23 protein-coding genes and 1 other annotated feature (1 of these 24 only partly in view) are annotated in these 22,881 nt (G+C 55.6%); of the genes, 9 read left to right on the top strand and 14 right to left on the bottom strand.

Annotation, left to right across the window (positions count from 1 at the left end; all coding sequences use genetic code 11):
- Positions 1-12: 12 nt before the first annotated feature.
- The 4 genes from QZN75_RS07875 to cofG all read right to left on the bottom strand — a co-directional run bounded on the left by QZN75_RS07875 (position 13) and on the right by cofG (position 2,678).
- Positions 13-519: a DNA-deoxyinosine glycosylase gene (locus tag QZN75_RS07875; protein WP_292427041.1), complete on the bottom strand. Its 507-nt coding sequence runs from the start codon at positions 517-519 to the stop codon at positions 13-15.
- Positions 520-552: 33 nt separating this feature from the next.
- Positions 553-834 carry a ferredoxin-thioredoxin reductase catalytic domain-containing protein gene (locus tag QZN75_RS07870; RefSeq protein WP_292427038.1) on the bottom strand — a complete coding sequence of 94 codons (282 nt, stop codon included), beginning with the start codon at positions 832-834 and terminating at the stop codon, positions 553-555.
- A gap of 93 nt (positions 835-927) precedes the next feature.
- Entirely contained in the window at positions 928-1,692 is a 765-nt protein-coding gene (gene purC / locus QZN75_RS07865) for a phosphoribosylaminoimidazolesuccinocarboxamide synthase (protein WP_292427035.1), read from the bottom strand.
- Positions 1,689-2,678, bottom strand: a complete 990-nt coding sequence (gene cofG / locus QZN75_RS07860; RefSeq protein ID WP_292427032.1) for a 7,8-didemethyl-8-hydroxy-5-deazariboflavin synthase CofG — start codon at positions 2,676-2,678, stop codon at positions 1,689-1,691. The genes purC and cofG overlap by 4 nt, the downstream gene beginning before the upstream one ends.
- Positions 2,679-2,820: 142 nt before the next feature.
- On the opposite strand from cofG, the gene QZN75_RS07855 reads away from it, so the two are divergent.
- Positions 2,821-3,855, top strand: a complete 1,035-nt coding sequence (locus tag QZN75_RS07855; protein ID WP_292427029.1) for a hybrid sensor histidine kinase/response regulator — start codon at positions 2,821-2,823, stop codon at positions 3,853-3,855.
- Between the two features lie 59 nt (positions 3,856-3,914).
- Here the strand turns inward: QZN75_RS07855 and QZN75_RS07850 are convergent, their stop codons facing one another.
- On the bottom strand, positions 3,915-4,394 hold the full coding sequence (locus QZN75_RS07850) for a GyrI-like domain-containing protein (RefSeq protein WP_292427026.1): 480 nt from the start codon (positions 4,392-4,394) through the stop codon (positions 3,915-3,917).
- A gap of 109 nt (positions 4,395-4,503) precedes the next feature.
- Between QZN75_RS07850 and cofC the strand changes: the two genes are divergently transcribed.
- From cofC to QZN75_RS07830, 4 genes are all read left to right on the top strand, one after another.
- Positions 4,504-5,142 (top strand): 2-phospho-L-lactate guanylyltransferase, encoded by a 639-nt coding sequence (gene cofC, locus QZN75_RS07845; RefSeq protein WP_292427024.1) that lies wholly within the window; start codon positions 4,504-4,506, stop codon positions 5,140-5,142.
- A 210-nt stretch (positions 5,143-5,352) separates the two neighbouring features.
- Positions 5,353-7,143, top strand: coding sequence for an MFS transporter (locus QZN75_RS07840; RefSeq protein WP_292427022.1), 1,791 nt, complete (start codon positions 5,353-5,355; stop codon positions 7,141-7,143).
- 36 nt (positions 7,144-7,179) lie between these two features.
- Entirely contained in the window at positions 7,180-7,611 is a 432-nt protein-coding gene (locus tag QZN75_RS07835) for a universal stress protein (protein WP_292427019.1), read from the top strand.
- Positions 7,612-7,774: 163 nt separating this feature from the next.
- Positions 7,775-8,035, top strand: a complete 261-nt coding sequence (locus QZN75_RS07830) for a hypothetical protein (protein ID WP_292427017.1) — start codon at positions 7,775-7,777, stop codon at positions 8,033-8,035.
- A gap of 652 nt (positions 8,036-8,687) precedes the next feature.
- Here the strand turns inward: QZN75_RS07830 and QZN75_RS07825 are convergent.
- From QZN75_RS07825 to QZN75_RS07815, 3 genes are read right to left on the bottom strand one after another with little or no spacing between them, the layout of a single operon-like run.
- Positions 8,688-9,341, bottom strand: a complete 654-nt coding sequence (locus QZN75_RS07825; protein WP_292427014.1) for a DUF5591 domain-containing protein — start codon at positions 9,339-9,341, stop codon at positions 8,688-8,690.
- 45 nt (positions 9,342-9,386) lie between these two features.
- The gene (locus QZN75_RS07820; protein WP_292427012.1) at positions 9,387-9,947 is read right to left on the bottom strand and encodes a GNAT family N-acetyltransferase; all 561 of its coding nucleotides are present in this window, start codon (positions 9,945-9,947) and stop codon (positions 9,387-9,389) included.
- Between the two features lie 5 nt (positions 9,948-9,952).
- Positions 9,953-10,543, bottom strand: a complete 591-nt coding sequence (locus QZN75_RS07815; protein WP_292427010.1) for a DJ-1/PfpI family protein — start codon at positions 10,541-10,543, stop codon at positions 9,953-9,955.
- 244 nt (positions 10,544-10,787) lie between these two features.
- Here QZN75_RS07815 and QZN75_RS07810 point away from each other — a divergent pair, with 244 nt between their 5' ends.
- Positions 10,788-11,171 carry a hypothetical protein gene (locus QZN75_RS07810; RefSeq protein WP_292427007.1) on the top strand — a complete coding sequence of 128 codons (384 nt, stop codon included), beginning with the start codon at positions 10,788-10,790 and terminating at the stop codon, positions 11,169-11,171.
- 109 nt (positions 11,172-11,280) lie between these two features.
- On the opposite strand, the gene cofE is transcribed toward QZN75_RS07810, so the two are convergent.
- From cofE to glyA, 4 genes are read right to left on the bottom strand one after another with little or no spacing between them, the layout of a single operon-like run.
- Positions 11,281-12,054, bottom strand: coding sequence for a coenzyme F420-0:L-glutamate ligase (gene cofE, locus QZN75_RS07805; RefSeq protein ID WP_292427005.1), 774 nt, complete (start codon positions 12,052-12,054; stop codon positions 11,281-11,283).
- Complete coding sequence (gene folP / locus QZN75_RS07800; RefSeq protein ID WP_292427002.1) at positions 12,055-12,864, bottom strand: dihydropteroate synthase; 810 nt, start codon at positions 12,862-12,864, stop codon at positions 12,055-12,057.
- Entirely contained in the window at positions 12,861-13,688 is an 828-nt protein-coding gene (gene folD / locus QZN75_RS07795) for a bifunctional methylenetetrahydrofolate dehydrogenase/methenyltetrahydrofolate cyclohydrolase FolD (RefSeq protein WP_292427159.1), read from the bottom strand. The genes folP and folD overlap by 4 nt, the downstream gene beginning before the upstream one ends.
- Positions 13,689-13,723: 35 nt before the next feature.
- Positions 13,724-14,965, bottom strand: a complete 1,242-nt coding sequence (gene glyA, locus QZN75_RS07790) for a serine hydroxymethyltransferase (RefSeq protein WP_292426999.1) — start codon at positions 14,963-14,965, stop codon at positions 13,724-13,726.
- Positions 14,966-15,312: 347 nt separating this feature from the next.
- On the opposite strand from glyA, the gene QZN75_RS07785 reads away from it, so the two are divergent.
- The 3 genes from QZN75_RS07785 to QZN75_RS07775 are packed head-to-tail and all read left to right on the top strand — an operon-like array spanning position 15,313 to position 20,197.
- Positions 15,313-15,819, top strand: a complete 507-nt coding sequence (locus tag QZN75_RS07785; RefSeq protein ID WP_292426998.1) for a hypothetical protein — start codon at positions 15,313-15,315, stop codon at positions 15,817-15,819.
- Positions 15,820-15,840: 21 nt separating this feature from the next.
- The gene (gene smc / locus QZN75_RS07780) at positions 15,841-19,281 is read left to right on the top strand and encodes a chromosome segregation protein SMC (RefSeq protein WP_292426995.1); all 3,441 of its coding nucleotides are present in this window, start codon (positions 15,841-15,843) and stop codon (positions 19,279-19,281) included.
- Positions 19,274-20,197 carry a ScpA family protein gene (locus QZN75_RS07775; protein ID WP_366652811.1) on the top strand — a complete coding sequence of 308 codons (924 nt, stop codon included), beginning with the start codon at positions 19,274-19,276 and terminating at the stop codon, positions 20,195-20,197. The genes smc and QZN75_RS07775 overlap by 8 nt, the downstream gene beginning before the upstream one ends.
- A 190-nt stretch (positions 20,198-20,387) precedes the next feature.
- Here QZN75_RS07775 and QZN75_RS07770 read toward each other — a convergent pair whose 3' ends face one another.
- Positions 20,388-20,885: a DUF1508 domain-containing protein gene (locus QZN75_RS07770; RefSeq protein ID WP_292426992.1), complete on the bottom strand. Its 498-nt coding sequence runs from the start codon at positions 20,883-20,885 to the stop codon at positions 20,388-20,390.
- A gap of 713 nt (positions 20,886-21,598) precedes the next feature.
- A complete protein-coding gene (locus QZN75_RS07765) occupies positions 21,599-21,769 on the bottom strand; it encodes a hypothetical protein (protein WP_292426989.1) in 171 nt (56 codons plus the stop codon).
- A gap of 582 nt (positions 21,770-22,351) precedes the next feature.
- Positions 22,352-22,881: a sequence feature (mutual gap in cmsearch alignment for this rRNA model is longer than 100), on the top strand (it continues 755 nt past the right edge of the window).

The following is a 22,881-nucleotide window of genomic DNA, read 5'->3' as shown; positions in this document are numbered from 1 at the left end:
TTCTCTCTCTTTTTATTGAATGTGCCGCGTGCGGATGCACGCCCATGTCTGCGCTTTTTTTGCAAGTGTCATGCTAGCATATGCAGGACTTGTCGATGGCAGGATCGTACAGGAAACACCAATGTTCATCCGGGCATAGTAACGGCCGGCGGTGTTCCCGTTGAGCGCAATGCAACGGATTGTCGGGTGTGCAGTAAGAAATTCCCTGATATCGTTTGGGACCGGGTCCCTGATCGCGGTATCCGCGCTCCCGTCGCGTGTACAGGTCGCAAGAACGTCCCAGAGGGCGATCCGGTGCTCCACAAGCAGGGAGGTGCGGGCGGTATAGGGAAGGGTGCGGTCGATCCCAAAAATCATCTCCACAATCTTCCAGAACTGGTTCTGCGGGTTGCCGTAATACTCGCCCTTAAGAAGCGACTGGCGGCTGGGGCAACTACCGAGAATGAGGATCTCCGGATCACTGCCGGCGATCGGTGCAAGACCGGGTTTTTCTGGGAGATTACATACCGTCGTGGTCATACGGGGCGTTCGGGCTAAAAAAGGTGCTTTTCTTTATGGTTTTTTATAGTAAAGCAGGCAGTGGCAGTGCCCGTCGTGCGCGATCTCGTCCTTGTGGTAGATGCACGGGCATTCGATAGCGCGGTCGCGCTCCTCGTCGCCGCTCCTGATCCGGCAGGGGCAGAAGGGTCTCCCAAACTTCTCCTTGTTCCGGACAAGCCCCCGGATCACGGTACTCAGGTGTTTTTCATCGGGATTGAGCACCCATCCGTTCTTGCGGGCGATACCCTGCGCCCATTTGAGCATATCCGCTTCATCCTGGGAGTCCTGTGCCATGATAGTCCGCCAAACTTCGGTGGTACGAGTATTTTTCTCTGATACCTTATGTTTTGTGTCCGGTGATGAAAAACCGGTATGACCGGCTGGCCGTTACCGGGCCTGCATTCTGGTCTTCTTTGGGGTTGCCACTGTCTTTTTTGCAACGCCGAGTGTTTTTGTGATCCGTGCTGCCACCTGGTTGTAGGTCGCCATCACATCGCCCTTGTTGAACCGGTATACATCCTTATCAAGGGACTCACCGGTCTTTTTGTCCCAGAGGCGCATCGAATCCATGCTGATCTCATCGCCGAGATAGATCGTTTTCCCCTGCCAGCCAAACTCCATCTTGAAATCCACGAGCGCAATGCCCTGTTTGGCGAGCAGGCCAGAAAGGAGCGCATTAACCCGGAGCGCGATTGTTTTTATTTTCTTAAGTCCCGCCGGTGTTGCAATCCTGAGCGCAACGATGAGATCGTCATTGATCATCGGATCGTGCCGGGAATCGTCCTTGTAGTCGATCACGATCACCGGAGGTTTTAAGGGGGTGCCCTCTTTAAACGGGTAATTTCGGACGATCGAGCCGGCCGCGAGGTTTCTTACGATCACTTCGAGCGGGATCATGGAAAGTTCACGGACGACCATTCTCTTTTCGTCCAGCATCTCGAGGAAATGCGTTTTCACTCCGTTCTTTTCGAGGCAGGAAAAGATGAATGCGGAAACGCCGGCATTGTAACTGCCCTTGTTCTTGAGCGTATCTTTCTTGCCGCCGTCAAACGCGGTGATGTCATCGCGGAACTCGACGATCAGTTTTCCTTTCACATCGGTACGGTAGACCGATTTGGCCTTGCCGGTATACAGGAGTTTTTTCTGCTTCACGGTTCCCTGCTCCCTGTGGTAATACGTTGATCGAGCCGGTTTATTAGGGGTTGCAGGCCGGGGTCGTACCAGCCCATGCGGATAAACCTGGGGTAGATGCAGAGGCGCTCGCGCAGCGTCGCGTTGCCGGTGATATTTTTGAGCTCCGTGATCGCCGGCCACGGGTGCTCGGGGTTCACGTAGTCAATGGTGACCGGTGATACGCCTCCCAGGTCGTCAACCCCGCACCCGATAAACCGGGACGCGTCGATGAGGTTCGGGGCTATCTGGATCGCGATCTCCGCGGGCAGGATCCGGCGCGCCATGCGGATCGTGTCGCAGATCTCCTCTGTTTCTGGCACCCGGAACGCGGCCATGGGGGTGTTGTCCTTGGGGCAGAAGTTCTGGAGGATGATCTCCTGGATGTGCCCGTACTTACGGTGGATGTCCCGGATAGCCTCAAGAGACTCCTCCCGATCGGTCACCGTCTCGCCGATGCCAAGGAGCAGGCCGGTGGTAAACGGGATTTTGAGTTTTCCCGCGTCCTTCATCATAGCGAGGCGCACCTCAGGGGCCTTCCCCTTGGACCTGTTATGCGCCGGTATACGTGCAGTGGTTTCGAGCATCAGCCCCATGCTTGCATTCACTTTACGCAGCCGTTTCATCTCATCGTACGTGAGGATGCCGGCATTCGTGTGGGGCAGGATCCCGATCCTGATGCTCAGCTTACACATCGCCTCGCAGTAATCGAGGATAGTATCGTAACCGGTTTTTTTCAGGTACATAGAAAACCCGGGCTCTTCCTCCGGGTGCTCGCCGAAAGTAAAGAGCGCCTCTGTACACCCAAACTCTTTTCCACGTCGCAGGATCATCTCGACCTCATCCGGCAGCATGACACACCCATCCTGCACCGGCGTGCGGAACGAGCAGTACCCGCAACGGTTCCGGCATACGCTGGTGAGTGGCAGGAAGACGTTTTTCGAGAAGGTGATCACCCGTGGCTCCATAAAGTACAGTTCCTTTTTGTACATGTTAAACTCTGGCGGCAGATCTGGCGGGCTGCCAGCGTTGGTACTTCGTTGAATGGCCTTTATAGGATCCGGAGGAAATAGAATGGTACTGGGAAACGAAAGCCTCCTGTGATACGGTATGATCCCCCTCATTGTTATCGATGAAAAGACAGACCGCTGTACCGTGCTTGGGCGATACCTTACCGGTACCGGTGCCTACCGTGTGATGGCTTCCGCATCATCAGAGGTAACGTTCAGCCGGAACCTGATTGAATCGCCGGCGGTTGTTATTGCCGTGCATGAAGTAGATCAGAACGGTCTTTTGTTTTTAAAGAAACTACGGGAACGGGAGATCGATCTCCCGGTGATTATTCTTGCCGCAGGGTATGATCCGGACGTTTTCCGCGATGCGGTGGCAAACCGTGCGGAGTACCTTGTCATGGCAGGGCCTGCGGATACCTGGTACCCGGTGCTCGTGCAGCTGATTGAGAAGGTATCGGCGATCCGGCGGGCAAAGGATGGAGTGATGTTCCTCAACAAGAAACTCAACCTTGTGGGAAGCGCCACCCGCCATGATGTGCTCAACCAGCTTACGGCGGTCAGCGGTTATACCGAACTGCTGGAGATGGTGGTCGAAGACCCGCAAATGAAATCGTATATTGAAAAGGAAAGGTTTGCTCTGGATAAAATCCGGCGGCAGTTCCAGTTTGCGAAGGACTACCAGAACCTCGCGACCGAACCACCCTGCTGGCAGCCGCTGGTTTCCGTGATCCGCCGTGCCGGGGATACGGTTACCTTAAAAGGGGTCACGATCGCGGAGACCTGCGGGAACGCCTCCGTGTACGCAGATCCGTTGCTTGAAAAGGCCGTGGCTCAGCTGCTGGACAATGCGATCCGCCACGGCCACAGCGTCTCGCGTATCGGCATCTCCGTTCATGACGGTGAGAACGGGGTGGTACTCATTGTTGAGGATAACGGCATCGGTATTCCTGCTGCCGACAAGGAGCGGATCTTCGAGCGCGGATTTGGCAAGCATACCGGCTGGGGACTTTTTCTGGTCCGTGAGATTCTTGCGATTACCGGCATGATCATTGCCGAGTCCGGGGAGCCGGGGAAGGGTGCACGGTTCGAGATCCATGTCCCCGCCGAATCTTATAGGAAAGAGTGCTCCTGAAAAGAGCAACGCCGTATCGCGGTTTCTCCGGTTGCCAAAAAACAGGGCAGCAATTTTTTTTATTCGTCCTTTATGCCGACGTAAACGTCCACTTCCGGGTTCTTCTTGTCGGTAAACCTGGCATCGTATACTTCAAAATCGCACAGGTACGTCCGGGGCAGGTCAGATCCCCAGATCCCTGCCCAGACACCGACCACTGCGTCCGGCATCGGACCCTGTGCCCTGAAATGTGCATACGTCTGGGCCGGGATGTGCCGGGTCACAAGGCCTTTTGGGAGTTTGTCCGCTTTCGTCACACCGCAGCCGAGGAGGTACGAGTATTCCCCGGTCCAGTCGGTCTCATAGTCTGCATATATGGCATACATGACCGTGGGCCTGGCCCGGTTGGGGGTACGTGCCGCCGCTTTTGTTGAAAGATACTCCTGCCAGCAGGCAGGGATATCCTGAAGGCTCCGCCCGTCAGCATTGCAGGTGCGCCGCTCGATCCCGACGGCGATCCGTGCCGGGATCTTCTCTACCGTGTACGGAAGATCGTCCATTACCTATTCTGTTTGCCGGCCACCCTTGTTAAACCCTGTTTCTTTCGTGTTGCCTTAAAAAGAGAAATCAGTACCTTTTTTAAAATTGTCCTGCGTATGAGCGTATCACATGTGTCCCCATGCAATGATTCCCTTTAAGCCCGCGAGTCCCAAGAGCCGGCTTGCCGGGATACTTTCACCTGAGGAACGGGAGGCGTTTGCCCGTGCGATGCTCGAGGATGTGATCGCTGCTGCAAAGGATGCGAACTGCAGCCCGGTGATCGTCGCGACCGAGCTCTTTGACAGCGAGGACATCCAGATCACCATCGCCGATAAGGATCTGAGCGGCACCTTGAACGAGGTGCTCCCCCAGTCAGTGGGGTCGATCCTGATCCTTATGGCCGATCTCCCGCTTGCCACCGGCGCCGCAATAAAACGGGTGATCTCCACAAATAGCGATATGGCCATCGTCCCTGGCCGGGGCGGGGGGACGAACGCGATATTCCTTAAGGAACCGGCAAAGTTCCACGTCGATTATTACGGGATGAGTTTCTTAAAGCACATGAAGATCGCAGAGAAGGCCGGGCTCTCCTGCGAGGTGATCGACTCGTTTTTGCTCCATACGGACATCGATGAGAAAGACGATCTGGTGGAACTCCTGACCCACGGGACAGGGAAGAGCCGGGCGTATCTCGAACAGCTCGGCTTTGCACTCTCCGCAGAGAACGGGCGGGTCGGGGTGGAGCGGAAGGCTGCCCCCCCTCAATAAGGTCAGATTATTTTTCAGAGGCGCCTCTCCCACGTGCCCTGATCCGGTGTTCCTGCTACGCCTGGCCGTATTATTAATTGCCCAATGACGTTCTGTTCGTCATCATGCATCGCTGTGCCCGAAGATACATATGCTAAAATGCCCAGTGTTTCCTATAAATGGAGTATCAGAAGAAATAATCCGGGATACCCCGCAGATCCGGTGAAAACCTTGGATACAGCACCACAACCGGTACCAGCACCCGGGACACCTGCCGGTGAACCGGCAGCCCCTGTCCGGGACCCCCATTACAAATGGGTGGCCCTCTCGAACACGACCATTGCCACGTTCATGGCCACGGTCAACGGGAGCATTATTTTAATCTCCCTTCCCGCCATCTTCAACGGCATTAACATCGACCCGCTCACCTCGTTCCAGTATCTTCTCTGGATCCTGATGGGATACGGGATCGTGACCGCCACCCTCCTCCTCAGTTTCGGACGGCTTTCGGATATCTATGGCAGAGTCCGCCTCTATAATGTCGGGTTTGCAATTTTTACGGCCGGTTCCATCCTCCTCTTTTTAACACCCAGTACCGGTGATGCCGGTGCAATCGAACTCATTGTCTTCCGGCTCATACAAGCGGTCGGCGCAGCGTTCATCTTCTCCAACAGTGCCGCGATCCTTACCGATGCATTCCCTCCCGATGAGCGGGGGAAGGCGCTCGGCCTCAACCAGGTAGCGGCGCTCTCGGGCCAGTTTGTCGGTCTCATCATCGGAGGGATCCTTGCAGTCTTCCACTGGCGGTATGTCTTTTTGATCAGCGTGCCGTTCGGGGTTATCGGGACCATCTGGGCATTTATGAAACTCAAAGAGCCGGCCTACCAGAAACGGTCCCAGAAAATCGATATCTGGGGGAACCTCTCCTTTATCTGCGGCCTGACCCTCTTTCTTGTCGGCATCACCTACGCGCTGCTCCCGTATGGGAGCGCATCCATGGGCTGGGGAAACCCGTGGGTCATCGCTACGCTCTTTTGTGGTATCCTGCTCCTTATTGCCTTCCCCATTATTGAGACACGGGTGAAGGATCCAATGTTCCGTCTGGATCTCTTTAAGATCCGCAACTTTGCGTTCGGGAATGCAGCCGGCTTCCTCTCCGCCCTTGCCCGGGGCGGCGTGATGATCATTTTGATCATCCTGCTCCAGGGGATCTGGCTGCCCCTGCACGGCTATAGTTTCGAATCGACACCGTTCTGGGCCGGTGTCTACATGCTGCCGCTCACCATCGGCTTTGTGGTGATGGGCCCCATCTCTGGCATCATCTCCGACAAGTACGGTGCCCGGTGGATCAGTACGCTTGGCATGGTGCTCGTCGGGATCTCGTTTTTGATCCTCGCCGTCCTGCCGTACAGCTTCGATTACCTGCCCTTCGCACTGGCGCTCCTGATTATGGGTCTCGGAAACGGGATGTTTTCCTCGCCCAACGCTGCGGCGATCATGAACGCTGTTCCCCCTGAAGAGCGGGGTGTTTCCTCCGGCATGATGTCGACTCTGTTCAACTCTGGTTTTGTCCTCTCTATGGGGATGTTCTTTACAATCATCGTCGTGGGACTTACGAGTGCGTTTCCCCCGGATTTATCTGCGGCGTTGTCGGCTGCCAATGCGACGCAGCTTATCCCCGCGATGAGTGCGATACCCCCGACCGGCGCATTGTTCGCGGCGTTCCTTGGCTACAACCCGGTCCAGATGATCCTTGCCGGGCTCTCCCCTGCGTTGCTTGCAACAGTCGCACCTGCAACCATTGCAACCATCACCGGTGTGGTCTGGTTCCCGACGACGCTTGCTCAGGCATTCATGCCCTCGCTTGCCCTGTCATTCTACATCGGGGCAGCCATCTCATTTATCGCCGCACTGCTCTGTGCGATGCGGGGAGACAAGTACGTGGAGGAGATCGACGGGACCGGCCGGGATGACGACAGTAGCGCCGGTCCGCAACAGGTATCAGTGGAGAATGTGAAGTAGGAACTGTCCATACAAAAAGTGGGGAGGAATCGTACAATGACAGAAATATTGCTCGGCAGGATCCTGATTGCCACGGACGGTTCGGAGAAGAACCGTGCTGCCCTTGATGAGGGAATAATAATTGCCCGTGCGTTCGGGTCGATTGTGTATGCGGTATATGTGATCGATACGGGTACGTTCTCATCGATGTCAGGGGACATCCCGCTCGGGGATACCTACACTGTCTTCCATACCGAGGCAGAACAGGCATTTGCCCGGATAAAATCCCAGGCTGGTGATGTGAAGGTTGAGACCTCGATCCTTGAGGGGCATCCAGCGGCCGAGATTGTGAAGTTTGCTCTCGCAAAAAAGATTGATATGATCGTGATCGGCACGCAGGGAAAAAAGGGGCTGGAGCGCCTGCTTCTCGGGAGCGTTGCAGAAGAGATCATACGATCAGCACCCTGTAAAGTGCTTGTAGTGAAGTGACGGGATCATGATGGCGGTCTGCGCCCGGCCCTCCCCTTTTAGGAAACCATTATCCTTTTTTGCCTTGGACTTTTTTTTCGCCCGGTGCTACAGATCTGGCCGGTGATAAATGAATGCGGCATGCAGCGCACTCCTTTAAACGTACGGCGTTAATCAGTACGTGATGATCCTGCCTGAGTGGTTTACCCCGGTTCTTATCGGGATTGATGTGCTGGTGGTGATCTACGGCCTCCGGGTGGCTGTCACGGAGAAAAAAACCTATGGCTGGTTCCTTGCGCTTGCGTTCTTTTTATTTGGCGTAAAAGAGGTGCTGCCGTACAACGGGATAACTCTGCCCCCTGTGCTCGCGCTGGTCATTTCTGTGGCAGGTCTTGCATCAGCGCTCTGCGCCTTTTACCTGCTCGTGAAATCACTACCGTCATGAGGGAAGTGATCCCACCCCTTTCTGGAAGCGATAGGGATACCGGCCAAGTGCCGGTCTCCCTGTTAAGGCGGAATGAAAAAGCATAATGAATGCGCCATCGCGGGTTTATCCAGGTTTTGCATTCAAAGGATGTAAAATAAAAAAGGGGAATACCGGTTAATGATGAAGGCCGGGCGTCGAAATGGTTGAACGTTTCCTGCAGTGCCGGCATGAGGAATCCCGGGATGCCTTGAAGAACTCCGACGGGGTTCTGTTGATAATCACATTTTCCGAATAACAGTCAGGACAGGTCCACCGGATAACGTACCCGGAGCGTGTTCCCATAATCACCGATTTTAAGGATTGCTTCGCCATTGTTTCATTCTTTAATTGTTGGTAGACCAGAGCGAAAAATAACGGTCTCTGGATTTTAATCGTTCGATACTACAAAAATGGTTTCTTAAGGGAGGTGATGGATCGCCGTTACGTTTGATCAAGAACGGGCGCGATCGTAGGTATGCCCAAAACCGTTTGTGTACCAGATATTGGTTGTCCCAACGTATAGTATGATGGTTTGATTCCATCTGTGTCGGTCAGGGAAGTTTTGTCCAGGAGGAACTCCCGTCAGGCCGGAAAACATATATCGGGCCAGCCGGATCCCTTAAAACTCCCCCTATGCATCTTTCATAAGATCGGAATGCGCATTTCGGAACCGGATCAACCCGTCGCAGAACTCGCCGAGGTACTCGTCCATCGAGAGGCTCCCCTCCTGGAACCGGCACTCTTCTTCTTCGATCACCCGGTTGATCATGTCCTTTGTGGGAAGCAGGAGATCGATCTTTACCCCGGATTTCTCCGAACCCCGGATCAGGGCTTCGCGGAAGAGGCCGATGCAGTATGCGATCCGATAGTTATACACATGCCGGGTCTTCTCCAGGTACCCAGCCACCCGGTCGGTCTCGATGGTGAGAAAATCCTCCATCACCTTGTCATCGTTGCATTTCCCGAGCATGTACTTATAGTGCGCATAGGGGTACATCGTTTCGAGCTCGGACGGGACGATCCCGCAGGTACCAAAGATAACGATATGGTACTGGGATTCGTCAAACACCTGCGAGATGATCATCCTGATGATCTGGTGGCTCGGGCTCGTGCTGTAGGGTTTCCGCACGGCGCAGGGCATGAAGATCGCAATGTCCTTTGGCTGCACCTCGTACTCGTCGATGATGTACCGGTAGGACTGCTCGAACTCCTTGAGATAGAATGGCGGGCCGGTGAGAAATGGCTTGTCGGGGTCTTTTCGTGGTTCGGGTGGAGGAGTTCCCATGGGTCTTCCTTACAAAATTGTTCACGCACCAGATGAAACAACCGTTCACCGGTGCCCTGTATCATTTCTCTTCAGCACGTACCCGAGCGTCCCCTCAAGAAGACCCTCTCCGGGGAGGGTCGTACCGGTGCAGACAAACCCGGTTTTCTCAAGGACCCGGATAGATGCCCCGAGCTCCGGGTAGGTCGTTGCCATGATCCGTGTGATATGATGGTCTGCAAAGATCACCGGGATCAGGTGCCGGACCGCCTCGGTTGCATAGCCCTGACCCTGGTACTCGTCCAGCACCGAATACCCAACGAGAACAGTGTCCGATGTGTATGAGGCCGAGGCGATCCCGCCACATCCGATAAGGACACGCCCAACCTTGTTTGGCGTATCCCTCACCCAGTACCAGCAGGCAAAGAACGGATCGGCCGTATCAGATGCCATCCGGATAAACTCAGTGAGCATCTCGTCGTTCATCTCATCGGGTGGCCATGCGGCGGGGACCGTGGCATCCAGCAGCCGGGCGAGCGCTGCATGGTCGTGGAGATCGCTTTTCAGGATCTCCACGGTTGCCGGGATCAGGTCGAGCCGTTCTGTCCGGATACGCGGGGTTGCCATCGTGATCACCGTGTCGGCGTCGGCCCATCTGTCGGCGGATAATACGGGTAGTCCATCTGTTTCTGAATCTTCTCCCGGACTTCGTGGCCGGCGATCTTCTCGCAGAGGTATAGCCCCATATCGATGGCGGCGGTAACTCCCCCTGCCGTGATGACATAGTCATCCTCAACGATCCTATCGCGGGATACTTCTCGTGCGAAACGCTTCAGGACTTCCTGTAAACCGGGATGCGTGGTTGCCCGTCGGTCGCGGAGCATCCCTGTTGCCCCGATCAGGAGCGTGCCCCCGCACACAGCAGCAACGGTTGTCCTTCCCGGGCGAACCGCAATCCAGGAAAGGAACACGTTGTCCCTCATAAGGCCCATGACACCGTCTCCTCCCGGAATTACCACGTAATCATACTCCGAAAGGTTTGGGCTGACTAAATTCGCTTTCAGTGCAGTGCCTTCTGATGATAGTATCCACTCCTTTTGGGCACAAGTCTGGCACTCCAGATCCGGTACAAACCCCATGGTTTTAAGCCGGCTGAGCGGGTCATATGCCCCGGCAAAGTCAAGGAGCGTGACGCCATCATAGAGAACAAATGCGATCTTCACGGTGTCTTCCCAATCTTTTTTTAGTGTGTGGAGCGTTATGTCTGTTGCCCTGCGTCCTGCGTCAGGAAAATGGCGAGTCCCTCTAGGAAAAACCACGGCATTCCCTTGCGGGTTAAGCCAAGCCTCACCACGATCCTGATCCAACGGGATGCCTAGAATTCGCCGGAATCGTCTGCTTTTTCTCTGTTTGCAGCTACAATACTTCAAGAGAATTTTAACCAAAAAAATACAGGGGACTGACGGTATGAGATGGTATGGCTGGATCGTGCTGGCGTTATGCTTGTGTATGCTTGGTGTCGGCTGCGTCTCCAAAGCCCCGAATACTGCAATCACCGTCACGAGCGATGATCTCGACTCTTTTACCCCTGTTAACACCGGTTCGGTCGATTTTTACACCACCGACTTCCGGATCGAGAACCCCTCCAACTGGACGTTTGAGAATATCGAGGTGCATGTCACCTTGAACCCGTTGACGGCGTTCTGCCATGCGCAGTCTGCAACATTCGAGATCCCTTCCCTTGCCCCCAAAGAAAAAAAGACCGAGCAGATATCGTTCTCTGAGTTTGCCGACATGGACTGCGCATATAACTTCACCTTTTCCGTGACTTCGGATCAGGAGTGGTACTGACAGGTTGCGATCATCCGGGTTCCGGATTCAAAGCCAGGGAATACCGCAGCTGTCGTTCTTCTGGTTGTTTAAAAAAGCAGGGTTGGCGTCTGTTTACGGCTGCATGCGTTTATTTCTGCCGGCTCTTCCGGAACACGCCCATGAAGAGGCACTCGTCCGCATCAATGGTATCGACACCGACCTGATCCCCGATTGGCATTCCGAGGCCCCGGACGATGACCGCAGGAGTACACTCGTCTGCCTCGCCCATGACGAGTTCGGCGGCGGATGCAATATTGTCCGCCACCGCCCTTTTTGTCACTTCCAGTTTGCGGCCGAACAGGTCGCTTCGTCCCCGGTCATCGATAACCGAAGTGATGCCGGTACTGCCGATGGCCACCCCGGAACACCCGAGGCGCATCGCGTGAGTACGGCTGTCAATGACAAGCACCCCGATTTTTATCCCGCACTGTTGTTCGATCTCGTTACGGATACGAATCGCGCTTTTGTTGGGATCGGCAGGCAGGGGCACGATGCAGCCCGGCGGGGCGTTTGAGGCGTCTACACCCGCATTCGGCAGGAGCGTGCCATGTTTCATGCAGAGCAGAAAACCGGGGATACCTCCGACCACCGAATCACTCTCTCTTAAGACAACCTCAACGGTGCGGGGGTCCATGTGGTACCTGGCGGCCAGTTCCTTTGCATGCGGGGACGGGGTGACCGTATCGAGTTGGACTATGTTTCCCTCGGCCGTCGCCACCGCGGTCTCGGCAAGGATAAGGATATCCCCGTCTTTAAATCCCCCGCAGGCCGTCGTTGCCGCTGCGATGATCCTGTCAGCGAACGGATCGTGGGGCTTGATGATCCCGGTGGAGAGACCGAAAACAGTGTAGGAACTGTTCATTTACGCTTTCACCATGTGCTCGTACACTTTCATGAGGTCACGGGTGGCTGCCACATCATGTGCCCTGACAATCGATGCGCCTTTTTTCAGGAGTTCCATGGTCACGGCAAGGGTGCCCGGCAGCCGGTCTTCCGGTTCGCGGTCAAGAAGCATCCCGATAAACGTTTTCCTCGATACCGCAGCAAGTACCGGGCGGTCAAAGCGCAGGAATTTGTCGAAGTGCCGACAGAGTTCCCAGTCGTCCTCAAGCGAGCGCAGAGGTGTCCAGCTGCCAACCCCGGGGTCAAGCACGAAGTCTTTTACACCGACCGTTTCGCATCGCTTCATGACACCCTCAAGCGAGGCAAGGGTCGCATCCACGCCCACCGGGTCCCCGGGCTGCTGGTTTGCCGCCATCACAAATGCCGGTATCCCGGCATCCGCGACCTTTCGTGCATATGCGGGATAGATAAATCCGCTGATGTCGTTGGCCGCGTGGATGTCATGCTTCAGGCATACGTCGAGCACACCCGGGTGCATCGTATCGACCGAGAGGGTAATCCCGCTCCCGTCCAGTTCCTTTAAGGCGGCATCGATCCGCTCCGCCTCGGTCTTGCCGCTGATCGCCTGTACGTTCGGCGCCGTGCTCCGTGCCCCGATATCGATCATGTCGGCGCCCTGCTCGATCATCGCCACTGCGGTGGCATGTACCTCTTCAAGTGGGACGTACGAACCTGAATAAAAGGATTCATTGCTGCAGTTGATGACGCCCATCAGCCGGGGCGGGGCGTCCCCCCCGATGTCCAGTTTGTTCACCCGGCAGGTCTTCATTGCATCCTCGTCGCTGCCGCGAAGGTGTTCTCCATGAGTGTTGCAATGGTCATGGGTCCGACTCCGCCGGGGACCGGGGTGATCGCCGACGCGATACCTTTTACTGCAGCAAAGTCCACATCGCCGACCAGTTTCCCGTTCAACTGGTTGATCCCGACATCGATAACAACTGCGCCGGGTTTTACCATCTCCGACGTGATGAAATGGGCTTTTCCTATCGCGGAGACCAGAATATCTGCCCGCTTGAGTTCAGCCGGAAGGTCACGGGTTTTACTGTGGCAGATGGTCACTGTCGCATCGGCATTGGTGAGGAGCGCCGCCATCGGACGCCCGACATCGATGCTCCGCCCGACAACAACTGCACGGGCACCGGCGACGAGGATCTTGTATTCCTCAAGCAGGGTCATGATCCCTTTGGGTGTGCAGGGGGAAAACCGGGGTTTCCCGCTCATCAGGAGGCCAAGGCTGGTCGGGTGGAACCCGTCCACATCTTTCTCGATCTTCAATGAGGAGATGACTTTGTCGGTATCGATCTGTCTGGGGAGCGGGAGCTGGACAAGGATACCATTGATCTCCGTGTCCTCATTGAGCCGTGTTATTGTTTCAAGCACCTTCTGCGTGGTGGCGTCGCCCGGGCACTCGATCCCGACCGACCCGATGCCGACCCGCTCGCAGGCCCGGTGCTTCATACGGACGTACATCTGCGAGGCCGGGTCGCTCCCTGCAATCACGGTGGCAAGCCGGGGATACAGGCCGGATTCGCCGATCGCTTCCTTGAGGAGTTCGAGCCGCTTTTCCGATACCGCTTTCCCGTCAAGAATGATACCCATTGCCGCACCCCGAAAAAATGAGAGTAAGATTATACTGTCGGGTAAATCGGGAACTTCTGCGCCATCTCGGTGACTTCCCGGTTGACCTTCTGGATCAGTGTTTCGTTCTTGATGTCTTTTACCACCGCAGAGATCCAGTTCCCGATCCGGCGCATCTCGGCCTCTTTCATGCCCCGTGAGGTGACAGCCGGAGTGCCGACCCGGAGTCCGCTCGTGACAAACGGGCTCTTGGTCTCGTTCGGGATCGTGTTCTTGTTCACCGTGATAGCGGCTTTACCCAGCGCTACTTCCGCTTCAAGGCCGGTGAGGTGCTGGTTGGTGAGGTCAATGAGCATCAGGTGGTTGTCCGTGCCGCCCGAGACGAGCCGGATGTCGTTGTTCATCAGGGTTTCTGCGAGCACTTTTGCGTTTTTCACGATCTGCTTGTTGTATTCTTTGAACGAGGGCTGGAGGGCCTCCTTGAAACAGACCGCCTTTGCCGTGATCGTGTGCATCAGGGGGCCGCCCTGCATACCCGGGAAGACTGCCTTGTCGATCGCCTGCGCGTATTCGCTGTTGCACATGATCGCGCCACCGCGTGGTCCACGGAGGGTCTTGTGGGTAGTTGTGGTGGTGAAGTTTGTTACGCCAACAGATGTCGGGTGGATGCCCGATGCGACGAGCCCGGCGATGTGTGCGATATCGGCCATACAGTAGGCACCGACATCATCGGCGATCTCCTGGAACGCCTTAAACTCGATCGTACGGGGGTAGGCGGACGCACCGCAGACGATGATCTGCGGTTTCTCCTTCTTTGCCATCTCACCGATAACACCGTAATCGAGCATCTCGGTCTTCGGGTCGACGCCATACTGGGCGATCTGGTAGAACTTGCCAGTGAAGCTGACCGGCGACCCATGCGAGAGGTGGCCACCCTGGTTGAGCTTCATGCTCAGGATCTTCTCTCCCAGTTTCATGTACGCAAAATAAACCGCCATGTTTGCCTGGGTGCCCGAGTGGGGCTGGACATTTGCGTGCTCCGCGCCAAAAAGTTTTTTCAACCGGTTGCGGGCAAGATTTTCGGCCATATCATGGAACTCGCAGCCGCCATAGTACCGCTTTCCCGGGTAACCCTCGGCATACTTATTGGTCATGATCGACCCCATTGCCTCGAGCACCGCACGGCTGACAATATTCTCGGACGCGATCAGTTCGAGACCGTTTGTCTGGCGGAGCCGTTCCTTCTCAATGATATCTGCTATCTCTGGATCAGTTTGGGAAAGATACGACATATGCACAAAGGTTGGCTTGGATCAGGTAATACCTTTTCTTAAAAATGAGCGCAGGGATAATGGAATACAGGTGCCGTCAGGCAGAAATGCTGGTTATCACGGCAATACGCCGTGCCGCAGAAAGCGCGTGAGGCCCGGATCGGACGGGTTACACGGATCCTTCCCCTGTTTTTAGAGAAAAAGAAGCACAAACCTTTTTTTCCTCATCTGCAGATCACTACTGTTATTAATAAGGAGTGCGCCGCACCAGTATATATCACAAGATATACAGGTATGGCATGGTGTAACCGGATGCAAAGATCAGGTACTTAGAGTTCGAACTCGATGAAAAGGAGAAAATGATCAAAATGATGGAAAGTTCAGGAAGCGGTGCAGGCGAGGACCGCGTTGCAGCGCTCGAAAAGAAGGTCAACGAGATGGAAGCACTCGTCAAGGGGCTCACCCAGGAGCTCCTCGACCTCAAGTCCATTGCGATGAAGATGTCCAAGCAGACCGAGGAACGCAGCCGTCAGGAACTTAAACGCATGCAGCCGATTGTCCAGGGATCTCAGGTTCCTGGTTCAGTCGCCGGCAGTGCGGCGCCGCAGCAGGGTGGAAGCACGGTTGTTATCCGCAAAGGTTCCCGGGCTGCGGATGCCGAACCGGAGGCCCCGGCAGAGCCCGCGATGGACATGATCATGCAGACCGACGGGACGATGAAACTTGAGCCCCGGCGCGGGGAAAAGGATTATATTGTCGCTTCAGCCGGCTATGGCAGGAACAAGAAAGGAATCTCGGTCAAGCCCAAGCAGAGCGATCTCATCTACGCTGTTGAAGAAGACAAGTCCAAGTCATCTGATTCTGCAAAGAAGTAAGCTGTATCGGGAGCCGGATCTTTGCACATCACAGAGCTGGAGATAGATAATTTCAAGTCTTTTTCAAAAAAGACAAAAATCCCCTTTTTAGAGGGTTTCACCGTAATATCCGGCCCGAACGGCTCCGGGAAGAGTAATATCATCGATTCTGTTCTTTTTGTTCTCGCCCTTTCGAGTTCCCGCAACCTGCGTGCCGAGAAACTCACCGATCTCATCAACCTCAACTCCGGGAAGAACACCGCCGAGGTCGCCATCGAATTTTCCGACGGGACGAAGATCCGCCGCCGGATAAAAAGAACGGGGAATGGCTATTATAGTTATAATTACTTAAACGACCGGCTCTGCAAACAGAGCGACATTGTCGACCACCTTGCAAAGTTCGGTATTATCCCGCACGGTTACAACGTTGTGATGCAGGGTGACGTGACCCGGATCATGGAGATGAGCGACAACGAGCGCCGGAAGATCATCGATGAGATCGCCGGGGTCTCCGAGTTCGATACGAAAAAGCAGCAGTCGCTCTCCGAGCTTGACGTGGTCCGGGAGCGGATCGAGCGCGAGGAACTTCTGCTTATCGAGCTCACCAAACGGGCGAATGATCTCAAAAAAGAGCGCGAACATGCGCTCGAATACCAGAAATGGCAAAAAGAGCTCGGTTTCTACCAGGGATGCCGGTCGGCCGCCCGGCTCCACGACAAGGAGAAGGAACGGGCCACGCTTTTAGCGTCCGCTGAAGAGCAGAAGATTAAGATCTCCCGGGTCGAGGCAGACCGGGGATTGGAGGAGAACGAACTCTCCTACCTCAAGGCCGATCTCAAAGATGTGGACGAGCTTATCAACAAAAAAAGCGGGCCCGATTACCTGAAGCTGATTGCGGATCTCGAAGAGGCAAAGAGCGGGATCAAGCTTGCGGAGCAGACGATCGCCCGGCTCAGAAAAGACAAGGAGGCAAATCTCGAAGCGATCAACCGGGTCTTTGCGGACACCAAACGTGCCGAGGCACGGGTCGCAGAGCTTTCCGACAAGATCCGCACGCTCACCATCGACCGCACGAACATTGCCATGGAAGTGGCGACCTCAAAGGCGCAGCTTGAGAAGGTTGAGACCGAGATCCGGCATCACTCATCAGACACGGAGGAGTCCCGGCAGAAACTATTTGCCCTGATGGAGGAGGTCGAGGTAAAAAAAGGTGAACGATCCACCATCCTCCACCAGCAGGACATGCTCATCGAAAAGAGCCGGATGCGTACAAGCGAGCTCGAACGCCTCACCGCGCTCCAGAAGCAGCTTGACGAGGAGTACGCGGCAAAGCAGGAGCAGTTGTCCGGGAACGAAAAGACGGTCGCAGCGCTCGCCGGCCAGAAACAGGAACTCGACCGCAACCTCTCGGAACTGGAAGGCGGCATGTTTGCCCAGCGCTCGTCACTCGAACACCTGCGCGGGGAGATGAAGGATGCCGAGCAGGATGCGATCCGGCTCGAAGCCGCACAACAGGCCCGGGGCGAGTCCGGGGGAAAAGCGATCGAGGCGGTCAGGGCCATGGACGGCGTCCACGGCACGATCGCGGACCAGGGCCGGGCCCCCCCGGAATACGCGACGGCGCTCAATGTCGCTGCGGGAAACAAAGTCCATTTTGTGATCTGCGACACAGACCAGATCGCCGCCGATGCAATCCGGTACTTAAAGGACGAGCGGCTGGGCAGAGTGACATTTCTCCCGTTAAACAAACTCAGGCCGCCCACGCTCCCCCCTGTCAAGGAGCCCGGCGTCATTGATTATGCGGTCAACCTCCTCGACTACGACCCCGTGTACGACCGGGCGTTTGCCGTGGCGCTCGGGGCGACGGTCGTTGTCGATACGCTCGAACGGGCACGGAAACTGATCGGGAAGTACCGGATGGTCACTCTCGAAGGCGAACTGCTCGAAAAGAGTGGGGCGATGACCGGTGGTTCGGCAAAGAAGCCTGTGCGGGGATTCGGTGCTGCCGTGGACGACGAGATCGTCCGGATCCGATCGCACCTTGCCGAACTCGCGGGAGAGGCCGCGACGCTTGAAGCAGGTGTCAGGCGCATGACCGAAGAGGTCGACCAGAAACGGGCGCTCCGTAACGAGATCGACCAGAATATGGCCCGGGCCGGGGTGCTCACCGAGGAATTCACCCGCCGGTTCGAGGCGATCACGGTCGAGAAACAGACCATCGAGGCCGCGGTTGCCCGACAGGAAGAGGAGACCGGCAACAGTGCGGCGGAACTATCCGCACTCGAAGGTGAACTCGACAAGGTCACCGAAGCGGTGAACGCGATCACGGCCCAAATCGACGGGATAAAAAAGAAGCTGGACGACACCAATATCCCGGCGCTCACCGACCAGATGGAGAAGAAGAAAAAGGAGATTGAAGAGGCGGAACGGCGCCTGCGCAACAAGGAGGCAGACATGAACGACGCCTCCCGCGAACGCCAGCATTTCACGGCCCGGATCGGGGAACTGGGCGAGGAACGCGCCCGGCTGGACGAGCGCAACCGGCAGATCGATGCGGAGATTGCCGGGTCAAACGAACAGATCGCTGCCCACAAGAACGTAATTGCCGAGCTCGAAGAGAAGCAGAAGGAGTTTTCCGGGGAACTTGAAGAGCTGCGGAAAAAGCGGACTGACGTGTCCGGGAACATCCACGCTTCGGAATCGAAACTGATGAAGTTCGATGCCGACAAGGAACGATTCACGATCCAGCTGACCGCCCTTGAGGAGCGGGCACAGGTACTTGCGACCGAGATCGCCGCACTCACGACTCTGGTCGGCGAGACAAAGACCGATCTCACCATATCGGAGATTGAGGGGAAGATCGCCGATGCCGAACTCGCGCTCCATAAAATAGGCGCCGTCAACATGCTCGCCATTGAGGAATACGAAAAGATTCAGCGACAGGTAGAGGAGCGGACGGACAGGAAAGACACCCTCTCCAAGGAGCGGGCGAGCTTAATCGAGCGCATCGAGCAGTACGAGCAGATGAAGTTCGAGGCGTTCATGACCGCATTCAAGGCGATTGATACCAACTTCCGGGAGATCTTTGCCCGGCTTACGAGCGGGAGCGGGAACCTGGTGCTCGAAAATGAGGAGGACCCCTTCACCGGCGGGCTCACGTTTGCGGTCAAGCCCCGGGACAAGAAAGTCCACCTTCTCTCATCCCTCTCGGGGGGGGAGAAGTCGCTGACCACGCTCGCGTTTATCTTCTCCATCCAGCACTACATTCCGGCGCCCTTCTACGCGTTCGATGAGGTGGATATGTCGCTTGACGGTTCGAACGTGGAACGGATCGCGGCGATGATACAGGAGCTCGCCCCCTCGTCGCAGTTTGTTATCGTCTCGCTGCGCAAACCGATGATCGACGCGGCGCAACGGATCATGGGCGTGACGAGCCGGCCGGACAAGAGCACGCTCGTTACCGGAGTCAAGGTCCATGGCTGAACCGGGCGGGAACGGGAAGCGACGGGCTGATAAGGGCGCAAAGGCAGGCAGGGCCGGTGAACCTGCCCTGACAGAGGCCCCGGACGGGGAGCGGTCCGGAACCGAAAATACCGACGCTGCAGGGCCCACCGAAGTTCCTGATGCTGCCGCCCATGTAGTCTCTCCTGCGGCAGGAGACACTCCAGGAGAACCGGAGCCGGGGATCGTCGAGGACCCGGTCGAGATCCTCGTTGGCCTTGCGGAACGGGGCGAGATTGACCCGTGGAATATCGACATCATCGAAGTGACCGACCGGTTCCTCTCCGAACTGGAGCGGTGCCGGCAGCTCAACCTCCAGATCTCGGGGCGCACACTCTTTTTTGCGGCCACGCTCCTGCGCATGAAGTCCGAACATCTGGATCTCGCGTCAGATGAGGACGACAGCAACAGTGAAGGCGATACAGGGGAAGACTTCGATCTTGCGGGCGACCTGGATTTCGAGGCCGAGAGCCGGTTCGGGCCCATCGAACGGCTGGAACGGGAGATCCAGCGCCGGCTCGACAGGAAGAGCCTGCGAAAGAGTCCGGTCACCCTCTTTGAGCTGATCATCGAGCTCAAGAACCTCGAAAAAGAGGAGCGGAGGCGCCGCCGGCTTCCCCCCGCAGATGATTACCTGATTGAGGTCGATGATGTCGTGGGCATCGCCCACGAGGAGGGGTACCAGGACGCGGCCCGGCAGGTCATCGAAGAGTGCCTCGCAAATGCCGACCCGGACACCGAGATCACGCTCGACGAGCTCTGCAAGGACCTCGGGTGGGGACTCCCGGATGTCTATATCCCGCTGCTCTTTTTAGCACTGGACGGCCAGTGTTCGCTCAGGCAGGAGGAGTTCTTTGGGGACGTGTACGTTCATGTTGTGAAAGTGGACGGGGAGTGATGTATCGGTTGAGTGATCCCGATACATCCGGACACCAGCATGGGAAGAAGTGAGCGGACGAATCGAGGATAGGGGTAGAGTTCACGAAGGGATATCACTGTCCGGCATTCATTGAGGTATGCCTGGACCAGGATCATACTATTATTAGAAGTAATTCAGCTTGATCCTCTCCCGCATTACCTAAAATGTCTTATCCCGACACACCATCTGCCCATATCTCGACACGTTTCCGGATTTCGTCATCGCTAAAGGATGAAAGGGTCAGCCGGTCCCGTGCGACACTCAGGAAATACAGTTCGCCATTGGGATCATGGCACTTCAGGGTCACGGAAAATAAATCGGCACTTAGTAAGTGTTTGACCTTCCCGCCATGCGCTGCTCTGTTTGCCATGTTCGAGATCACCGCGGCAATACCGTTCTGGTAGCCTTCTATAGTGTTGTACACCTCAGACCCTCTCCCGATCTGTTTTCCGTTCGTATCCCTATAAACGAATTTTGCCGTGTACATTTCCCTTACTCTCTGGACCGGCGGGTGGTTGACCTTTGCACTCCTGTAGGGTGTGCATCCGAGCGCATTTTTCAGGATCAACGACCGGATGATTGCGTCAAATGCAGTTATATCCGGAAACGGGTCTGGAAGAATGCGGACTGCACTCTTGGTTCCTGGTCTCTGGCGAAATTGTGTCATGGGTAACCTCAAGGGGGATCTGCCGCAGGAGTACCTGCGACAGAATCCCCTGCACCGCCCCATCCCGTTGCACAGCGCCAAAGGCATGGGGAAGGTAAGGATCTTAATCAAGGAGAATGCGGGGGACGGAGAAATCCTTATTGGTTGCAGAGGGGTCATGCAGGTACATTTGTTCTGATACCTGCTACACCGTGTTCCTTGTCCCGCTTCGGTATTGTCTGATTTACCCTCGCGATGGAAATGATCTGACCCGGTCTTTACAGGTCCGGGGCACATGCGCCGGATTGCCAGGATTTCATTTGTACCCATGCGACCCCCTCAAACATCCTTCATGCCCGCCCAGGTTTTGCGTATAAAAAATACAATTTTATGACGGTATATTCCCGATAAAAGGCAATTCAGCTGAGCTTATGGGTGGAAGCGGGTTGCATGGGTACAACTACATCGCAGAAGGGTTGTGGCGTATCCGCCCTGGTTTAGAGCGCCCCGGCCCAGAAAACCATGTGCGATAGTGTGGACCTGATCCCAGTATTATAGATCAAACCAGCCTTGGGATCTCATTTCCGGAGTTTGTGCGATTGTGCAGAGTTGTGGGCATCAGGATAGAGAATGGTGCGCGGCAGGACAGATATTATTGGGCACCCGGTACTGCAAAACGGTGCAGGGGAAGGGGCGCATGCTCATGTGTAAGATGCGGCAGGGTGGGGCCGGGTTCATGGTATTTCCTGCGCGACCCGTTCCGGCCGGTAGTTCTCAAGGGTATCGTTCCCGTGCAAATGTGCGTCATTTCCTGCATTGGCTCCTGATTTCAGCGGTGTTTCGGAATCGATCCTGGGGACCCGGTGGCAGTCGCGCCGTATGATCCGGCCGGGACGGTCCCTCAAACCTGAAATCGGGATGTACGGATTTGAAATGCAATTCTTGCCGTTTTGAAGTGGTATCTGGCCCTCAGATATAATCCCGGCAATTGTTACAGGGTTTGAAAATGAGGTAAAAGGGGAGTAATCCTTAAATGCTAGAGTGTGGTATAATGTAATCCACAATTTCTGATGAAGACCCGACGAAAACTGCCCGCAAGGGACGTATCGGGTCCGAAGTGGGCACGATGCAGGCAACAAGGTATAAATAATCCTGTAACCTACATTGTAAGCCCGTGTTTACATCAAAAACACGACGAAAGGCGTGTGATGAAGAACCAACAAAACCGGCAGATCCCGGGGCTCGGTTCCGAATACAAACACTGCATGTAACAAGGTATAAATATCCTTGAGACATACATTATGAGCCCGTGTTCAAGTGAACAAACACGACGAACACAAGCATTCTTTGATGGAGATCCAACAAGACCCGGCTTGACCGGAGTTGGTTCTGACGTTGATACTGGCAATGCGGAAATTTGTTTAGTAACCGCTAATTCCTCGAAATTAAGGTTCAGATATTAGTGTGCGTACAGATGTACAATTTGAATTCTGGTTGATCCTGCCAGAGGCCACTGCTATCGGAGTTCGATTAAGCCATGCGAGTCGAGAGGTGTAAGACCTCGGCATACTGCTCAGTAACACGTGGACAACCTAACCTGAAGAGGGGGATAACCCCGGGAAACTGGGGATAATACCCCATAGACTATAGATGCTGGAATGCTTTGTAGTTGAAAGGTCCGCCGCTTCAGGATGGGTCTGCGGCCGATTAGGTTGTTGTTGGGGTAACGGCCCAACAAGCCTGTAATCGGTACGGGTTGTGGGAGCAAGAGCCCGGAGATGGATTCTGAGACACGAATCCAGGCCCTACGGGGCGCAGCAGGCGCGAAAACTTTACAATGCNNGGTGAAGAAAGGGCCGGGCAAGACCGGTGCCAGCCGCCGCGGTAATACCGGCGGCTCGAGTGGTGGCCACTATTACTGGGCTTAAAGCGTTCGTAGCTGGTCTGTTAAGTCTCTGGGGAAATCTTCCGGCTTAACCGGAAGGCGTCTCAGGGATACTGGCAGACTAGGGACCGG

The sequence above is a fragment of the Methanoregula sp. genome (genome assembly GCF_003170075.1).
Taxonomy (GTDB): domain Archaea; phylum Halobacteriota; class Methanomicrobia; order Methanomicrobiales; family Methanospirillaceae; genus Methanoregula.
The sequence above is the reverse complement of the archived record's forward strand: the minus strand, read 5'-3'. Positions and strand labels throughout refer to the sequence as shown.

Coding starts and splice junctions, on each gene's coding strand:
- QZN75_RS07820 (WP_292427012.1), bottom strand. CDS start 9,947: ATGGCAACCCCGCGTATCCGGACAGAACGGCTCGACCTGATCCCGGCA.
- QZN75_RS07775 (WP_366652811.1), top strand. CDS start 19,274: ATGGCTGAACCGGGCGGGAACGGGAAGCGACGGGCTGATAAGGGCGCA.
- QZN75_RS07810 (WP_292427007.1), top strand. CDS start 10,788: ATGAGATGGTATGGCTGGATCGTGCTGGCGTTATGCTTGTGTATGCTT.
- QZN75_RS07855 (WP_292427029.1), top strand. CDS start 2,821: ATGATCCCCCTCATTGTTATCGATGAAAAGACAGACCGCTGTACCGTG.
- QZN75_RS07835 (WP_292427019.1), top strand. CDS start 7,180: ATGACAGAAATATTGCTCGGCAGGATCCTGATTGCCACGGACGGTTCG.
- QZN75_RS07785 (WP_292426998.1), top strand. CDS start 15,313: ATGATGGAAAGTTCAGGAAGCGGTGCAGGCGAGGACCGCGTTGCAGCG.
- QZN75_RS07870 (WP_292427038.1), bottom strand. CDS start 834: ATGGCACAGGACTCCCAGGATGAAGCGGATATGCTCAAATGGGCGCAG.
- QZN75_RS07770 (WP_292426992.1), bottom strand. CDS start 20,885: ATGACACAATTTCGCCAGAGACCAGGAACCAAGAGTGCAGTCCGCATT.
- QZN75_RS07825 (WP_292427014.1), bottom strand. CDS start 9,341: ATGGGAACTCCTCCACCCGAACCACGAAAAGACCCCGACAAGCCATTT.
- QZN75_RS07830 (WP_292427017.1), top strand. CDS start 7,775: ATGATCCTGCCTGAGTGGTTTACCCCGGTTCTTATCGGGATTGATGTG.
- folP (WP_292427002.1), bottom strand. CDS start 12,864: ATGAAGACCTGCCGGGTGAACAAACTGGACATCGGGGGGGACGCCCCG.
- QZN75_RS07875 (WP_292427041.1), bottom strand. CDS start 519: ATGACCACGACGGTATGTAATCTCCCAGAAAAACCCGGTCTTGCACCG.
- cofC (WP_292427024.1), top strand. CDS start 4,504: ATGTGTCCCCATGCAATGATTCCCTTTAAGCCCGCGAGTCCCAAGAGC.
- glyA (WP_292426999.1), bottom strand. CDS start 14,965: ATGTCGTATCTTTCCCAAACTGATCCAGAGATAGCAGATATCATTGAG.
- cofG (WP_292427032.1), bottom strand. CDS start 2,678: ATGGAGCCACGGGTGATCACCTTCTCGAAAAACGTCTTCCTGCCACTC.
- QZN75_RS07850 (WP_292427026.1), bottom strand. CDS start 4,394: ATGGACGATCTTCCGTACACGGTAGAGAAGATCCCGGCACGGATCGCC.
- cofE (WP_292427005.1), bottom strand. CDS start 12,054: ATGAACAGTTCCTACACTGTTTTCGGTCTCTCCACCGGGATCATCAAG.